This is a genomic window from Xanthobacter sediminis, assembly GCF_043195015.1.
GTDB lineage: Bacteria > Pseudomonadota > Alphaproteobacteria > Rhizobiales > Xanthobacteraceae > Xanthobacter.
This window is the reverse complement of record NZ_JBAFWH010000003.1, coordinates 418,208-434,374: the sequence shown is the minus strand read 5'-3', so window position 1 is coordinate 434,374 and position 16,167 is coordinate 418,208. Positions and strand designations below refer to the sequence as shown.

At 69.1% G+C, this 16,167-nt stretch carries 14 protein-coding genes, 1 tRNA gene and 1 pseudogene; 4 read left to right on the top strand and 12 right to left on the bottom strand.

Features of this window, described 5'->3' with window-relative positions; genetic code table 11:
* The 10 genes and pseudogenes from V5F61_RS06015 to V5F61_RS05970 form a co-directional block, all read right to left on the bottom strand.
* A pseudogene (locus V5F61_RS06015) lies at positions 1-180 on the bottom strand (DNA primase); the annotation flags it as partial.
* A gap of 90 nt (positions 181-270) precedes the next feature.
* Entirely contained in the window at positions 271-2,334 is a 2,064-nt protein-coding gene (locus tag V5F61_RS06010; RefSeq protein ID WP_393987458.1) for a ParB/RepB/Spo0J family partition protein, read from the bottom strand.
* Between the two features lie 174 nt (positions 2,335-2,508).
* Positions 2,509-3,705 carry a DUF932 domain-containing protein gene (locus tag V5F61_RS06005; RefSeq protein ID WP_393987459.1) on the bottom strand — a complete coding sequence of 399 codons (1,197 nt, stop codon included), beginning with the start codon at positions 3,703-3,705 and terminating at the stop codon, positions 2,509-2,511.
* Between the two features lie 466 nt (positions 3,706-4,171).
* Positions 4,172-4,248 (bottom strand) — tRNA-Arg (locus tag V5F61_RS06000).
* A 202-nt stretch (positions 4,249-4,450) separates the two neighbouring features.
* The gene (locus V5F61_RS05995) at positions 4,451-5,926 is read right to left on the bottom strand and encodes an ATP-binding protein (protein ID WP_393987460.1); all 1,476 of its coding nucleotides are present in this window, start codon (positions 5,924-5,926) and stop codon (positions 4,451-4,453) included.
* A 182-nt stretch (positions 5,927-6,108) separates the two neighbouring features.
* Positions 6,109-6,474, bottom strand: coding sequence for an HPr family phosphocarrier protein (locus V5F61_RS05990; protein ID WP_393987461.1), 366 nt, complete (start codon positions 6,472-6,474; stop codon positions 6,109-6,111).
* On the bottom strand, positions 6,443-6,844 hold the full coding sequence (locus V5F61_RS05985; protein WP_393987462.1) for a PTS sugar transporter subunit IIA: 402 nt from the start codon (positions 6,842-6,844) through the stop codon (positions 6,443-6,445). The genes V5F61_RS05990 and V5F61_RS05985 overlap by 32 nt, the downstream gene beginning before the upstream one ends.
* A 105-nt stretch (positions 6,845-6,949) precedes the next feature.
* A complete protein-coding gene (locus V5F61_RS05980) occupies positions 6,950-7,396 on the bottom strand; it encodes an HPr kinase/phosphorylase (RefSeq protein WP_393987463.1) in 447 nt (148 codons plus the stop codon).
* 6 nt (positions 7,397-7,402) lie between these two features.
* Complete coding sequence (locus V5F61_RS05975; RefSeq protein WP_393987464.1) at positions 7,403-9,166, bottom strand: stimulus-sensing domain-containing protein; 1,764 nt, start codon at positions 9,164-9,166, stop codon at positions 7,403-7,405.
* A 70-nt stretch (positions 9,167-9,236) separates the two neighbouring features.
* On the bottom strand, positions 9,237-9,935 hold the full coding sequence (locus V5F61_RS05970) for a response regulator transcription factor (protein ID WP_393987465.1): 699 nt from the start codon (positions 9,933-9,935) through the stop codon (positions 9,237-9,239).
* Positions 9,936-10,205: 270 nt separating this feature from the next.
* Here V5F61_RS05970 and V5F61_RS05965 point away from each other — a divergent pair, with 270 nt between their 5' ends.
* Together V5F61_RS05965 and V5F61_RS05960 are read left to right on the top strand one after the other, a co-directional pair.
* On the top strand, positions 10,206-10,973 hold the full coding sequence (locus tag V5F61_RS05965; protein WP_393987466.1) for a HugZ family pyridoxamine 5'-phosphate oxidase: 768 nt from the start codon (positions 10,206-10,208) through the stop codon (positions 10,971-10,973).
* 134 nt (positions 10,974-11,107) lie between these two features.
* The gene (locus V5F61_RS05960; RefSeq protein ID WP_393987467.1) at positions 11,108-12,721 is read left to right on the top strand and encodes a phosphoenolpyruvate carboxykinase; all 1,614 of its coding nucleotides are present in this window, start codon (positions 11,108-11,110) and stop codon (positions 12,719-12,721) included.
* Between the two features lie 45 nt (positions 12,722-12,766).
* Here V5F61_RS05960 and V5F61_RS05955 read toward each other — a convergent pair whose 3' ends face one another.
* Positions 12,767-13,306 carry a BA14K family protein gene (locus tag V5F61_RS05955; protein ID WP_393987468.1) on the bottom strand — a complete coding sequence of 180 codons (540 nt, stop codon included), beginning with the start codon at positions 13,304-13,306 and terminating at the stop codon, positions 12,767-12,769.
* Positions 13,307-13,818: 512 nt separating this feature from the next.
* Here V5F61_RS05955 and V5F61_RS05950 point away from each other — a divergent pair.
* On the top strand, positions 13,819-14,169 hold the full coding sequence (locus tag V5F61_RS05950; RefSeq protein ID WP_393987469.1) for a BA14K family protein: 351 nt from the start codon (positions 13,819-13,821) through the stop codon (positions 14,167-14,169).
* A 169-nt stretch (positions 14,170-14,338) separates the two neighbouring features.
* Here the strand turns inward: V5F61_RS05950 and infC are convergent, their stop codons facing one another.
* Entirely contained in the window at positions 14,339-14,863 is a 525-nt protein-coding gene (gene infC, locus V5F61_RS05945; RefSeq protein ID WP_393987718.1) for a translation initiation factor IF-3, read from the bottom strand.
* A 377-nt stretch (positions 14,864-15,240) separates the two neighbouring features.
* Here infC and V5F61_RS05940 point away from each other — a divergent pair, with 377 nt between their 5' ends.
* Positions 15,241-16,086 carry a DUF3108 domain-containing protein gene (locus V5F61_RS05940; protein ID WP_393987470.1) on the top strand — a complete coding sequence of 282 codons (846 nt, stop codon included), beginning with the start codon at positions 15,241-15,243 and terminating at the stop codon, positions 16,084-16,086.
* Positions 16,087-16,167 lie beyond the last annotated feature (81 nt).

Here is a 16,167-nt window from a genome sequence, read left to right as displayed (position 1 = left end):
TCCAGCAGGGCCTTTGGTGCTGTCGGTCAGCCGCACGAACATGGAGCGGCCGGGCGAGTTGCGAACATCGCCCACCTGCCAATAGTGCCCCTGCCGCCGACCCGCGCAGAGATAATGGCGGCAAACTGCCTCCGCCTGCCGCCCCAGCCGCCGGGCGAGATCGTGCGCAGCATCCGTCATGGGGACGCTCCAAGAAAATGGCCCGCCGTCCGGGCCACGCGATAGGGGGATCGCGGAACCACGGGCGGCGGGCCAGGTTGCCCGGGAGGATTATTCGGCAGCGATCGAGGAGGAGATCGCTTCGGGCTCCTCAGTGTCGGCGAGGTCCTCGCTGTCGCCCATGGCCGTTTCGCCGTCGTTCTCCGCCTCCTCTTCTTCGGCAGTGTCGGAGGGCTGGGTCCGCAGCGCCTCCGGGAGCCAGCCGCTGTCGGCAAGGAGGGCTTCTGCCTCCCGCGCCATGTCGCCCTTCTTGAGGTGGGCGATCCGCTCGGCTGCACGTTCGCCCTTCGCCTCGGCCACCGCTTGCAGGATGCGGACCTTGGTGACCCGGCCGAGGAAGGTGTCGACGGTGGGCTTCCATCCGGCCGCCGTCATGTCGAGCGACACCGCCTGGGCCAGCCGGTCGGCATGGGCGAAGGCGCGGGGACGGCGGTTCCAGGCCTCATGCACAGCATTGACCGAGAGACTCACCACATGGGCGAACAGTGCGGCACGGCTGTCGTTGTCCCACCCGCTCAGGGTATCCCACAAGCCTGCGGGCTCCTTGGGGAGTGCCTTCGCCCAGCTCTCATGCCGGATGCGGATGGCCTCTGCCGAGACGCTGTCATTGAGGCCCGGCGCCTGGGCATTAAACGAGACGCTCTTGAGATCGAGCTCAAGGCAGCTGTCCGAGACATAGGCGTAGAAAGCTTTCAGCGTCAGGGCATGGACCGCGGCGAGGAAGGCGACATCGGGCTGCTCGCCCAGCGCATGGCGCAGGCCGAGGGTCCGATGGGAGGTGAGCTCCGTGAACAGCCGGTCGGAGATCGGTGCGAGGTCGTCATCCTCCTCGGGCTCAGCGCGAGCATCAGAGACCACCACCTCCTGGCGAGGTGCGGAGGCCATATGGGTGTCACCATCGGTCTCGATGCAAGGGTCATGGTCCTCCTCGACCGGCACCTCGTCCTCCGGGCGGAGGAAACCCCGTTCCACTCGAAGTTTGCCATCCTGCGCGATGCTGACGAAGGCGCCGGCGCGGCCGACCTCCGCCGGATCGAACGCAAGGGGGCGCGCCTCGAATCGCTCCAGCATCGCCTCGAGCTCACCGAGCCGCGCATCCACCTCCGCGGGAAGCTCGTCAGCATCGGCGTGCTCTTCCGACAGGCGATCATGCCCCGCCTGGGCGGTCGCCCGCGCAGCCTCCTCCTCTTCGGTCAGCGGCGAGGGCTCGCCCCGCAGCTGGCGCAGGCCGTAGGTGTGGCCATAGGCGAAGTCCGGCGCGACCTCGATCCACTTCCAGCCTTCGCTCCGGATCCCGTCGGCCTCGGTGGCGAGCTTCTCCGCCACCATCCGGTCGACGAGGACCACATCCTGCAGCCAGCCTCCGTCGTCCCCTTGGAACAGGTCGCGCAGCACCGTGCCCCCGGCGGTCTCGTAGGCCTCGATGCCGATGAACTGGACTCGCTTGTCGGATGCCCGGACCGCACCCTCCGTCAGCATGCGCCGGATGACATAGGGCTGCTTGTCATAGGTCTGAGCGAGACGCTCCAGCACCTGCTCGTGCCGCTCATGGTCACCGGAGACGGTGAAGGCCATGAGCTGATCGAGAGTGAGGCCGTCCTCGGCGTACACATCGAGGAGCTTCGGCGAGACGGAGGCGAGCTTCAGGCGCTGCTTCACCACCGCGACCGAGACGAAGAAGGCGGCGGCGATCTCCTCCTCGGACTGACCCTTCTCCCGCAGGGCGAGGAAGGCACGGAACTGGTCGAGGGGATGGAGAGGGGCGCGCTGGACATTCTCGGCGAGGGAATCCTCCTCGGCGATGCCGCCCTCGCGCACGATGCAGGGCACGGGCGCGGTCCTGGCGAGGCGCTTGCGCTTCACCAGCAACTCCAGCGCCCGATAGCGCCGCCCGCCGGCGGGGATCTCATAGATGCCGGTCTCGACGCCATCCACATCGACGACGGCGCGGACATTGAGGCCCTGGAGCAGGCCGCGCCGGGCGATGTCCTCGGCGAGTTCCTCGATGGACAGGCCGGCCTTCACCCGGCGGACGTTGGACTGGCTCAGCACCAGCTGGTTGAAAGGGATGTCGCGGGAGGACGAAAGGGTGATCTTCTGAACGGCCGTGGCCATGGGATATTTCTCCGCGACGGGCGGCCGGAGAACCTCTCTCTCAACCTCGAACCCGTCACGAAGCACGGCGCCGCCCTCTTCCTCTGAGGACGGCGCCGCAGAACCGACGATCCGGAAAGCCGGCACCACATGAAGCCGGAGACACGGTAATCCGCATCTCCGGGTTTGCGGATCTCAGGCAGCGCGATCGAGAAGCTTCTTCGCCCGGGCCTCCAGATCGAGGCGGGCGTCCTGGTGCGGCTTGTCCCGCGCCACCGCGGTGATGCCTTGCACGAAGTCGAAGATGCTCTCGGGCTTGCGACCCTCCTCGGCGAGCACGGTGTCGATCACCTTCTGCGTCTCGGCCTTGGAGAAGCCCTTGCGGCGCAGGAACTCGGTGCGGGCCTCGTCGGTGCGGGCCACGATGCGCTCGCGCGCGGCCCTGATGCCGTTGACGAAGGGCATGGGCGAGGAATTGGCGAAGCGCTCCAGGGCCGGCGCTGCCTGATGGGCGAAGCGGGAGGCGGCATACTTGGAGTGCCGGATGGTGATCTCCTCGAAGTCCTCGACACCCCAGAGATTGCGATTCTGGCACACGGCCCTGAGATAGAAGCTGGCGATGCCCAGCGTCTTCGCGCCGACCTCCGAGTTCCAGCAATAGAAGCCCCGGAAGAAGAGGTCGGGGGAGCCGTCGGGAAGGCGCCCGGCCTCGATGGGGTTGAGGTCGTCCACCAGGAACAGGAAGACGTCCCGATCCGAGGCATAGAGGGTGGTGGTGTCCTTGGTGATGTCGACGCGGGGATTGTAGATGCCGGTCGACCAGTCGAGCACGCCCGGCACCTTCCAGCGGGTGTCGCCGGTGCCGTTGCCGGCGATGCGCCGCACGGCGTCCACCAGCTCATGGTCGTAGATCCGGCCGTAATCGGGACCGGTGACGGCACGGAGCTCGACGCGTCCGTCCTCGACCTCCAGCGTCTTGACCTGCTCGGCGCGGTGCGTGAGCAGGCCGTGCTGAAGGTTGATGCCGGCCAAGGGTGCTGGAAGCTGCCGCAGATAGGAGGCGGGTGCTCCGATGAGGCTCGCGAGCTGGCCGAAGCTCCAGTGGGTGGGGGCAACGGGAGCGTCTGCCCCGGGCAGCGCGAGCGTCAGCCGGTCCGGCACCTCTCGGCTCGCTTCGACGCGGATGGCGGCGCTCTCCACGGTGCGCGTCCGGCTCCGGTCGGACCGGCTGCGCACTGCGCCATACAGCTCAGACAGGGACAGATAGCGCTCGTCCGCCGGCCGGGAGAACCACTCGGAGGACACGCGGCTAATCCGCTCGCCCCGGCTCGCATCCACTCTGTACCCGCCCGCCGCTTCCCGGCTCGCCTCTAGAACCCGAACCTCAGTCATGGGACCAAACTCCACGACGGGTGCCGGGAGCCTCTCTCCCTGCCCTCAACCCGTCATGGCAAACCCGACAGGCCTCTCACTCTCAGCGGGCGGAGCGGGCACGTCCGGTAATCGGAGAATCCCATCTTCCCGAGGATTTCCACGACAACCCATTGAGGCTCTCGGAGGGTCTTCGGGCAGTGGTCGCTACGTCTGACCGCTCTGGAACTGCGACTGAGCGCTCACCGACTGGCTAAGCCGTAGGTCCCGAACGCCCCCTCCAAAGACGGCGCGAGGGCCTCTTCACCGATCGCCCACGGAGAGGCACAGGCTGTCTCCTGCAGCCTTGTCTGACCGAGGTGTGGAAGCGCTTCGTAGAGGATCGTGGGCGATGCGGCCCAATCGCAAGGTTCAGCCAAAACCGTTTCAAAAACCGTTTCAGACCCGAAAATTGAAACGGTGAATGATGGCTAAGTACTTGATTTAATGGCGCGCCGGGGAAGATTCGAACTCCCGACCCCCAGATTCGTAGTCTGGTGCTCTATCCAGCTGAGCTACCGGCGCATCATCCCTCGCGAACGTTCGGCAACTGGGGCCTAGCGTGGAGGCGGGAGCCTCCGGAGGGCTGCCGGAGGATCTCTCCGCCGGCGAGGTCCGTGTGCTACTCCCTTTCTTTACGGGGCGCAAGCGTCGAACGGCAAAGCCCGCGCCTGCGCCACGCCAAGCTGTGGATAACATGCGACTGACGCACAGCCGCGGCGCGCCATCAGGCCCGCAGCCGCTCACGGCGCTGGCGCCCTTCCTCGGGCTGGTCGGGCAGGGTGATACGGAACGCGGTGCCCACCGCGCTGTCGATCAGCGCGATCTCGCCGCCATGGGCGCGCACCAGCTCGGCGGCGATGGGCAGGCCGAGCCCGGTGCCGCCCCGCCGGGCCGACGACACGAACGCCTCGAACAGGTGCGCCCGCCGCTCGGGCGGGATGCCGGGGCCGGTATCGGCCATCTCGATCTGCACGGTGGTGCCGAGGCGCTTCGCCTTGATGCGGATCTGGTCCCGCTCGGGATCGAGCGGCGCGCGCGCTTCCAGCGCCTGCACCGCATTGCGCGCGAGGTTCAGGATGACGCGGAACAGCTGGTCCGGGTCGGCGTCCACCTTCAGGCCCGGCTCCAGCGCCGCCACCCAGCCGACGCCCGCGCCGCCGCCGAGACCGAGGGTCTCGCGCACCTCGTCCAGCAGGTGGGCAAGGTCCACCTCGCGCCGGTCCGGCAGGGGCTCCATGGCGCGGCCATAGGAGAGGGTCTGCTCGCAATAGGTGATGGCGCGGTCCAGGGCGGCCAGCAGCTTGGGCGCGAAGCGCTGCACCGTGGGGTCGGGCAGCGCCGCAAGGCGGTCCGACAGGAGCTGCGCGGAGGCGAGCAGGTTGCGCAGGTCGTGGTTGATCTTCGACACCGCAAGGCCGAGCGCGGCAAGGTGGCTCTTCTGGCTGAGGGTCTGCGAGAGGGCGCGCTGCAGCTCCTCCAGCGTCTCCTCGGCGGTCCCGATCTCATCGCGCCGGCCGGAGGGCACGATGATGCGCGTCGCATCCTCCGGGTTTTCCCGATAGGCCGACATGCGCTCCGTCAGCCGGCGCATAGGCCGCACGAACAGCGCATTGAGGCCGAAATAGACGAGGGCGCCCGCCGCCGCCGCCACCAGCAGCGACACCAGCAGCGTGGTGGTGGTGAAGCGCAGCAGCGCCCGCTTCAGCGGCGTCTCCGACATCACGATCTCGATGAAGTCGGCACCGGACGGCGGATCGCCCACCAGCCGCAGCATGCGCCCGTCGGGCGCGGTGAGCGTGTCGAACGCGCCGGCGACCGCATTGAGAAGGGTGATGTCGCGCATGTCCACATGCACGTCCACCTCGGGCGGCATGTCGGAAACGGCGAGCAGGCGGCGGGTATCCTCGCGCTTCACCACGATCACCTGGGCGCCCACGCTCGCCAGCAGCTGGCGGGTGAGGTCCACGGGGATGCTGTCCTGCGGGGCGGCGTCGAGCACCAGGGCCGCGGTGCGGGCGGCAGCGAGGCGATCGGAGAGCCAGGCGACGCGGAAATTGGCGATGGTGGGCACCAGCACCGCCGCCTCCACCGTCGCCACCACGACCACGGTGAGCACCAGCAGCTTCGCCGAGAGGCTGAAGCCGCGCCGGCGGGCACGCAGCGGGGTCGTCGCGGGCTGGTCGGCTCTCGAAGCGAACATGGCACCCTGGGCGGAACGCCCGTCCCCGGCTTCCGCGCACCGCGCGCGGAAATGTGAACGCTAAAAATAAGCATAGACCTTGCGCGGCGCCAGCGCAGGCATTTCCAGCGAGGGGGACGGAAGGTCGCGCAGGCGCGCTGGGAATCCCGAACGCTTGCGCGAGGGGCCGGTCGGCCGGGGCGCTATTCCTCTTCGCCGAAGCGATCCGCCACCAGGGTGGCGAGGGCGTCGAGCACCGCCGCGGCCTCGCGGCCGGTGGCGGTGACGGTGACCGAGGTGCCGGGCGAGGCCGCCAGCATCATCAGCCCCATGATGGAATTGCCGCAGACCTCCTCGCCGCCGCGGCACACGCCCACGCGGGCGTCGAACCGCTCCACCGTCTGCACGAACTTGGCGGAGGCGCGGGCGTGGAGGCCGCGCTTGTTGATGATGGGCAGCACCCGGACCAGGGCGCCCGCGGCGACCGGGTGGCCGCAGGCGAGCGCCGCCTCCTCCGCGAGGGCTGGATCGAACGGGCTATTTGCCGGCGAGGACGCGGCTTGCGACATTGATGTATTTCCTGCCGGCTTCCTGGGCCACGTCCACGGCCTCGGCCAGCGGCAGCTCGCCCCGCACCTTCGCGAGCTTGACGAGCATCGGCAGGTTGATACCCGCCACCACTTCCACGTCCGGGGTGTTCATGACCGAGATGGCGAGGTTGGAGGGGGTGCCACCGAACATGTCGGTCAGGATGACCACCCCGTCGCCGGAGCGCACGCGCTCCACGGCGTCGATGATGTCGTGGCGCCGCCGCTCCATGTCGTCGTCCGGCCCGATGGTGACGGCGGCGATCTGGCTTTGCGGGCCCATGACGTGCTCAAGCGCCGAGCAGAACTCATCGGCGAGGCGACCGTGGGTGACGAGGACAAGACCGATCATGCTTCCTCCGCCTTCACCCCCCGATGAAGGCCTCCCGCACTGCGGGGATGCCATATTCAGAGCGGCTCAAATTTTACGCAAGGGGTGCAACGCACAAAAGCAGATTTAGTTTTCGCAAGGTCGGCTGGCGAGCGCGGCGGCCACCAACAACGCAGCGCGATCAAGACGATCGACAGCGATGCGCGGCAGCGCGCAGCCAGAGATGAGAACGGTTTGCGCCTCTTCCGGCGGCAGGCGAGCGGCATCGGCAGCCTGAAGGTCCACCACCAGGGCCAGCGACACCCTGTCGCGATGCGACAGGCGCCGCAGCCCCAGTCCGCGCACCTCAATGAGCCCCGCCAGAGCGACCACCGGCCGCGCCACCAGCGCCCCGCCTTCCTGCGCCAGCAGCACGCGGTCGTCCGCCACCAGCTCTGCCGGGGGCAGTGCGCGGGGCGCGTCGAGGATGAGCGAAAGCGCGAGGGTGGACTTGCCCGCCCCCGAGGCGCCGCGGATGAGCACCCCCCGCGCGCCGATGGCGACGCAGCTTGCGTGGACGGAGGGGGCGGCCATGGCGCCTCAGCCGGCCGGCAGGCGCACGACGAAGCGGGCGCCGGCCACGCGCTCCTCGCCGTCCGCGCCCCTGGCCATGCGGTTCTCGGCCCAGATGCGGCCGCCGTGGGCCTCCACGATCTGCCTGGAAATGGAGAGGCCCAGGCCCGAGTTCTGGCCGAAGCCCTGGTGCGGGCGGTCGGTGTAGAAGCGCTCGAAGATGCGCGAGAGGGCATCCGGCTGGATGCCCGGCCCGTCGTCGTCCACGAGGATCTCCATCGTGTCCTTCAGGTGGCGGCAGGTGACGCGTACCTCGCCACCCTGGGGCGAGAAGGAGCGGGCGTTCGACACCAGATTGTCCACCACCTGCCCGAGGCGGGAGGCGTGGCCGGGCACCACGAACGAGGCGGAGGCGCCGGAGGCGCGCTCGAACGCGAGCGTCACCCGCACGCCGTCGTCCTTGCGCACGTCCTGCGCCATGCCGACCACCATCTCCAGGAGCTGCTTCAGGTCCACCGCCGCCGCCTCCTGGCGCTGGAGCTCGGCGTCGAGACGGCTCGCGTCGGAGATGTCGGAGATCAGGCGGTCGAGACGCTTCACATCGTGCTGGATCACCTCCATCAGCCGCCCACGGGAGGTATCGTTCTTGGCGAGCGGCAGGGTCTCCACCGCGCTGCGCAGGGAGGTGAGGGGGTTCTTCAGCTCGTGCGCCACATCGGCGGCGAAGCTCTCGATGGCCTCGATGCGATTGTAAAGCGCGCGCGTCATGTCCCGGAGCGCGCCGGAAAGATGGCCGATCTCGTCGGAGCGGCCGGTGAAATCGGGGATCTCGACCCGCGTCTTGATGCGCCGGCGCACGCGCTCGGCGGCGGCGGCGAGCTTGCGCACGGGATCGGCGATGGTGCCGGCCAGCAGCACCGAGAGCAGCACCATCACCACCGCCGCCACCAGGAACACGCGCACGATGACGAAGCGCTCGGCGCGCACCGCCTCGTCGATCTCGCCGCCCTGGGTGGACAGCAGCAGCACGCCGAGGATGGCGCGGAAGCGCTGGATGGGCACCGCCACCGAGACCACCACCCGGCCGCGCTCGTCCACCCGCACCTCGCTCGCCTTGCCGCCGAGGGCGGCGGTAGCGACCTCGGGATAGTCCTTGCCGGCGAGCGGGCCGTATTCCTTGTAGAGCGGCAGGTCGCCGCGGCCGAACCAGAGCTGCACCGCCCGCCACATGCGCTCCAGCGGGCCGGGCTTCGGCTCCGCGGGCGAGGGAATGTCGTAGCGCAGGATTTCCCCGCGCGAGTAGAGCGAGCGGGAATCGAGCAGGAGCTGGCCGTCGCGGTCGTAGATGCGGGCACGGGTGCGGGTGGGGCCCACGAGGCGCCGCAGCACCGGCGCCACCCGTTCCGGATTGATGGGGAATTCCAGCGGCGCGAACCCCTCCTCGCCGGGGCCGTAGCTCTCCCCCGCCTGCAGCTCCAGGAGCCGCTCGGGATCCACGGTGATGGAGTTGGTCTCCACCTGGGCCGAGGAGGCGATGGCGGCGGCGATGATCTCGCCCTGCACCAGCAGGCTCTGGATGCGCGCGTCGATGAGGCCCGAGCGGAACTCGGACAGGTAGAGGATGCCCGACACCAGCGCGCACAGGCCCGCGAGATTGAGCAGCACGATGCGCTGGGTGAGCGAGGAGAAGCTCTTGACCGCCACGAAGCGCCGCGCACGCTTCAGCGCGCCGAGGACGCCGCGCGCCTCGGGCTCGGCCGCGCCCTCGCGGGGGTCCGCCTCCACCGTCATCTCCCGCTCCCACGCTCCCCGCACCGTCCGGCGCCGGGAGTCTTTGCCCGCCATGGCACCTGCGCGACGCTCATTCCTTGAAGCGATAGCCGACGCCGTAGAGGGTCTCGATCATCTCGAAGCTCTCGTCCACCGACTTGAACTTCTTGCGCAGGCGCTTGATGTGGCTGTCGATGGTGCGGTCGTCCACATAGACCTGGTCGTCATAGGCCGCGTCCATCAGGGCGTTGCGGCTCTTGACCACGCCGGGGCGCTGGGCGAGCGCCTGGAGGATGAGGAACTCGGTGACGGTGAGGGTCACCGGCTCGCCCTTCCAGGTGCAGGTGTGGCGCTCGGGGTCCATGCGCAGGTTGCCGCGCTCCAGCACCTTGGCGCTGTCGACCTCGCGCGGGGCCACGCCATCCTTGGCGCCGGAGCGGCGCAGCACGGCCTTCACCCGCTCCACCAGCAGGCGCTGGGAGAAGGGCTTCTTGATGAAGTCGTCGGCGCCCATCTTGAGGCCGAACAATTCGTCGATCTCCTCGTCCTTGGAGGTGAGGAAGATCACGGGCATGTCGGTCTTCTGGCGCAGGCGGCGCAGCAGCTCCATCCCGTCCATGCGCGGCATCTTGATGTCGAGGATGGCGAGGTCGGGCGGATTGGTCTTGAAGCCGTCGAGCGCGGAGGCGCCATCGGTGTAGGTGTCGATGCGATAGCCTTCCGCCTCCAGGGCGATGGACACCGAGGTGAGGATGTTGCGATCGTCGTCAACCAGGGCGATGGTGGGCATGACACCTCTTTCAGCCGTCGGACAAGCCGGCTCTCTGCAGCCATACCGCGCCTGTGAACCCGCAGCGCGTGGCCGAAATGTGACACTCAAGCGCCAACCGCCGCAAAATAGCGAGATTCTCACCGGACGCAAAACCTTCTCCCCGCTTCAGCGGTGGATGACGCCGCCCGAAGTCGGAACCGTTCCAATGTCGCGCCCAGGGTGACCCCCGCCCTTGCGGGCCGCCGGGGGCGCGGCCATCCTCCGCCGCAACAAGAGGGAGACGCGACCGTGACCGACACCGCATCCGACACCCCTGAGGCCGCGCCGGAGCCCAAGCCCCTGGCCATGACCGCCGCCGCCACCGTGCGCCGCCTCATCCGCGAGGCCCGCTTCGGCACTCTCGCCACCCTCGACGCCGACGGCGGGCCCTATGCCTCCCTGGTGGCGGTGGGCACCGATCCGGAAGGGCGCCCCACCCTGCTCATCTCCCGCCTCGCGCGGCACACCCAGAACATCGCCCGCGACACCCGCGTCTCGCTCATGATCAGCGATGGAGGCGCCGCCGATCCGCTGAACGCGGCGCGGGCGAGCCTCGTCGGCCGCATCGTGGCGGCGGGCGACCCGCTGGTGCGCGCGCGCTATCTCGGCCGCCACGAGGCCGCGACCGGCTATGCCGACTTCAAGGACTTCGGCTTCTTCCGCATCGACGTGGACCACGCCCACCTGGTGGAGGGCTTCGGCCGCATCGTCGACGTGCCCGGCGAGAAACTCATCACCGACTGGAGCGGCGCCGACGATATCCGCGCCGCCCATGACGGCATCGTCTCCCACATGAATGCCGACCACGCGGAGGCCGTGGCTCTCTATGCCACCGCGCTCGCCAAGGCCCCGGACGCGGCCTGGCGCATGGTGGGCATCGATCCGGACGGCTTCGAGATCACTTCCGGTGAGCAGGTGCGGCACCTCATCTTCCCGCAACGCAACAACAGCGTGGGAGAGATCCGAAAAAGTCTTGTCGCACTGGTGGACGAGGCCCGCAAAGCCAAGGTTGCCTGAGAAAAAGACGCCAAAAAGCGCCTTTTCTTCATCGAAGTCCTCTTCTAGCCTTGGGATGCGCGAGGGCGGCGGCTTGCCCCCCTTGCGCCCAGGGCCGGCTCCGAGCCGGTGAGAACATCTATGGAGGAAACGCCGTGCTTGAGACCGGTCACCGCAACAGCGCCTGCGGCGCGGACAGCTTCGGCTTGAGGCACCTGACCGCCGTCCACTGGAACCTGCCCGAGCCGCAGCTCTATGAGCACGCCCTGCAGCGGCTGGAAGGCCGGCTCTCCTCCGGCGGCGCGCTGATGGCCGAGACCGGCGCCCATACCGGCCGCAGCCCCAAGGATAAGTTCGTGGTGCGCGACGGCACCACCGAGGGCGCCGTGTGGTGGGACAATGCCGGGGCCATCTCGCCCGCGCAGTTCGAGGCCCTCTACCAGGATTTCCTGACGGCGGCCGAGGGCAAGGAGCTCTACGCCCAGGACCTCCACGGCGGCGCCGACCCCGCCTGCCGCATCAAGGTGCGCGTCTACACCGAGCTCGCCTGGCACTCCCTCTTCATCCGCACCATGCTGCGCCGGCCGGAGCGCGCCGAGCTCGACGGCTTCGTGCCCGAGCTCACCATCATCGACCTGCCCTCCTTCAAGGCCGACCCGGAGCGGCACGGCGTGCGTGCGCAGACCGTGATCGCCGTGGACTTCAGCCGCGGCATCGTGCTCATCGGCAATTCGGCCTATGCGGGCGAGATGAAGAAATCGGTCTTCACCGTGCTCAACTACCTGCTGCCACAGAAGGGCATCATGCCCATGCACTGCTCGGCCAACGTGGGCGCAGACGGCGACGTGTGCCTGTTCTTCGGCCTGTCCGGCACCGGCAAAACCACCCTCTCGGCGGACGCCCGCCGCACCCTGGTGGGCGATGACGAGCATGGCTGGAGCCCGGAGGGCGTCTTCAATTTCGAGGGCGGCTGCTATGCCAAGACCATCCGCCTCTCGGCGGAGGCGGAGCCTGAGATCTTCGCCGCCTCCAACCGCTTCGGCACGGTGCTGGAGAACGTGGCCCTCGATCCCGTGACCCGAGTACCAGACTTCGACGACGACAGCCGGACGGAGAACACCCGCGCCGCCTATCCGCTCCACTTCATCCCCAATGCCAGCGCCACCGGCCGGGCCGGGATGCCGAAGAACATCGTGATGCTCACCTGCGATGCGTTCGGGGTGCTGCCGCCCATCGCCCGCCTCACGCCGGCGCAGGCCATGTACCACTTCCTGTCCGGCTACACCGCCAAGGTGGCCGGCACGGAGAGGGGCGTGAAGGACCCGGAGGCCACCTTCTCCACCTGCTTCGGCGCGCCCTTCATGCCGCGCCACCCGTCAGTCTACGGCAACCTGCTGCGCGACCTCATCGCCACCCACGGCGTGGACTGCTGGCTGGTGAACACGGGCTGGACCGGGGGCCGCTACGGCTTCGGCCGGCGCATGCCCATCAAGGTGACGCGCACCCTGCTCGACCGCGCGCTCGACGGCTCCCTGAAGGACGCCGACACGCGCACCGATCCTTATTTCGGCTTCAAGGTGCCCACCAGCGTGCCGGGCATCGAGCCGCACATCCTCCACCCCTCCAAGACCTGGGCGGACAGGAGCGAGTTCGACGCCACCGCACGCCGGCTGGTGGCCATGTTCCAGGAGAATTTCGCGAAGTTCGAGGCCCATGTGGACGCTGCCGTGCGCGACGCCCAACCCCATGTGCGCATCGCCGCCGAATAGGCGGCAGGGCGGAGGGCGGCGGGAACACCGCCCTCCGCGCATCCCTCACGGGCAGGAATACACCTGGCCGTCATAGCCGATGAAGGTGCCGGTGCGCGGGTCGTAGGACCGGTAGCGCTGCATGCAGTAGGCCACCGCCTCGCGCTGCTGCTGGGCGCTCATCTGCGCGTTGTTCTGCTGTGCCGCGGAGATGGCCGCCGCGCCGAGCGCCGCGCCCACGATGCCGGCGGCGATCCAGGCGCCGCTATTGTCGCGGTAATACCAGCCGTTGTTACGCCAATAGGGGTTGCCCCAGCCCGGGTGCGGCCCGGGAGGCGGCGGACGGCGCCAGCCCGGCCCGGGTCCCGGACCGGGGCCGCGGCCACGGCCCGGGCCGGGACCCCACCAGCCGGGCGGGGGCGCCTGCACCGTGATGGGGCCGGCGGCGTGATCGCCGAGAGGCGCCAGTCCACCGGCGAGACCCTGCGCCTGCACCGGCGCCATGGCGGCGGCGATGCCGGCGGCGCCGATGCTGGCGGCCAGCATCCACGACATCGCCTTCCGGGCGAGCGGGGAGGCGGCGACCGTATGCACTCGCATCTGCATGCTGTTCTCCGTTTGCGCCGCAGTGACGCGACGCGGCGAATCCTGTGCCCCAGGCGGAAGGCCGCTTGATGGCAACGCGAGCGCCAACGCTACATGCCACATGGTAAACGAATTGCGTCAGGCCGCCGCAATTGCCGCTTTCTTGACGCAGGGGGATGCCGCTCCCGTTCTAGAATCGACACAATGGCGCGCGAACCTGAAAGTACTCGATTGGAGTGCTCATCATGTTCGGGATCAGGAAGGTAGCCCTCGCGGCGGCGGTCGCGGCAAGCGGCCTCCTTTGGTTGTCCCCGGTGCCCGCCGGGGCGCAGGCCCTGCGCCTCGGCCTCGCCGATCAGGCCGTTCACGGCGCGGGGGTGGAACAGGTCCAGTGGCACGGGCGGCCGCGCGGCGCCTATCGCGGGCCCGCGATGCGGGGCGGATATCCCGCCCGCATGGCTGGCCCCCGCTACATGGGGCCACGTTATGCAGGTCCGCGTTATGGAGGTCCGCGTTACGCAGGTCCCCGCTATATGGGGCCCCGCTACGTCGCGCCGCGCTATGTCCAGGGTGGCCCGCGCTGGGGTAACCCGGGTTGGGGCCCGCCGCCCGGCGCCTGGGGCCCGGGCCGGTGGTATCCGGGCCGCGGCTGGTGGCGGCCCAATTACGGCTGGGGCTATTACGACAATAGCGGTGCCTGGATCGCGCTGGGCGTGGCCAGCGGCCTCGCTCTCGGTGCCGCCGTGGCGGCGCAGCCCACCTATGTGGAACCGGTCTATCCGGCCGGCGACGCGGTGGCCTACTGCGCGCAGCGCTACCGGTCCTACAATGTGCGCACCGGCACCTACACGGGGTACGACGGGCTGCAGCACCCCTGCCCCTGAGGCGGAAGAGCGGGCCGCGCCGACGCGGCCCTCATGAACCGTACGGCAACATGGAAGCGGGACGCCGCCACCGAAGCCTCCCGGCCTCGGCACAGCCCGAAACACAAGGACCCGGAGCGGCCTCCCGCTCCGGGTCCTTGCTTTTTCGAACCTGCTGTCCGGCGCGTTGTCAGCGGGGCGCCAGGATCATGATCATCTGCCGACCTTCCAGCATCGGCTCCGCCTCGACCTTGGCGATGGTTGACACCTCTTCCTTCAGCTTCTGGAGAAGCTTGTAGCCGATGTCCTGGTGCGCCATCTCGCGGCCGCGGAAGCGCAGCGTCACCTTCACCTTGTCGCCTTCCTCGAAGAAGCGCTGCATGGCGCGCATCTTCACCTCGTAGTCGTGGTCGTCGATGCCGGGCCGCAGCTTGATCTCCTTGACCTCGACCACCTTCTGCTTCTTGCGGGCCTCGGAGGCCTTCTTCTGGTTCTGGTACTTGAAGCGGCCGTAGTCGAGAATCTTGCAGACCGGGGGCGCGGAATTGGGCGAGATCTCCACGAGGTCGAGGCCGGCCTCCTGCGCCAGCGCCAGCGCGTCGCGGATGGCCACCACGCCGCGGTTCTGGCCTTCCTGGTCGATCAGCTGGACTTCGCGGATGCGGATTTCCTCATTGACGCGCGGTCCATCCTTCTCCGGCGCGACGGGTCTCATGGGGCGGCGAATGGCTGCGATCTCCTCAGCAGTGGAACCTGTTCCGCGGGCGCTCTGGGCGGCACCGACTGTCACGCGGCCTCTTTCGCTGCCGCAGTCGTCGTAACCCAAGGCTCGGGATTAATCCCAAAGATCGTGATAAACGTGCCGAAAGTCAATGACCCTGCGGGATTTCGCGCGATTCGGCGCCACCGGGCCCGGCGGCGGCAGCGAAGCTTCTCCCCGCGGGCCCGCTGGACGCTGGCGGGCGACGCACGGCATAGTCGCAGCAGCCACAGTTCAGCCGCGTTCGGCCCGCATCTCGATGCCGATTCCCCTGCGCGCGTGCGGAACGGGGGCCGCCTTCTCGCCGGCCGCGCCGGAGCCACGGTGAAACCATGACCCACGCCGCTTTTCCCCCGCGCCCGCTGCGCGGCCCCCTCGCCGCCGCGCTCCTCGTCTGCGCCACGCCGGCGCTGGCCGACGGGCGGCTCGACGCCAAATACGTACTGAGCGTGGGCGGGGTGGAGCTCGGCCGCGCCTCGGTGGTTCTGGAGGCGGGCAACGAGGCCTATGAGATCTCCGGCTCCGGCCGCATCACCGGCGTGCTGCGCGCCGTCTCCTCCGGCAAGGGCGTGGTGGCCGCGCGCGGCATGCTGACGCCCGGCAAGATGGTTCCGCGCCTCTATGCCCTGAACGCCGAGGCCGACGGCAAGAAGGAAGGCGCGCGCCTCGCCATGGCCGGCGGCGCGGTGGCGGAGATGGAGGTGGAGCCGCCCCTCAAGCCCCTGCCCGACCGCGTCCCCGTCACCAACGAGACGCTCCAGAACATCATCGACCCCATGAGCGGCGCCTTCGTCTACGTGCCGCCCCCCGCGAACCCGCTCTCGGCCGCGGCGTGCGAACGGGCGGTGCCGGTGTTCGACGGGCGCCAGCGCTACGATATCGTGCTCACATACCTGCGCACGGAACAGGTGAAGGCTTCCGGCTACAAGGGGCAGGCGGTGGTCTGCGGGGTGCGCTACAAGCCGGTGGCCGGCCACCGGCCCACCCGCTACACCGTGCAGTACATGGAAGACAACAAGGACATGTTCGTGTGGCTCGTGCCCATCGAGGGCACCCGCCTCATGGCGCCGTTCAAGGTCTCCGTCGCCACCATGATCGGCACCGCCGTATTCCAGGCCACCAGCTTCGAGGCCAAGGCCAAGGATGCCCCGGTGCCCGCGAGCGCCCAGAAGCCCTGAGCGGGACGGGGCGGTTCCTTCCGCGGGAATCGGCGGGCGCGGGCGCCGGCCCACCAGCCCTGGTAGGGGGTGAAAAGCGAA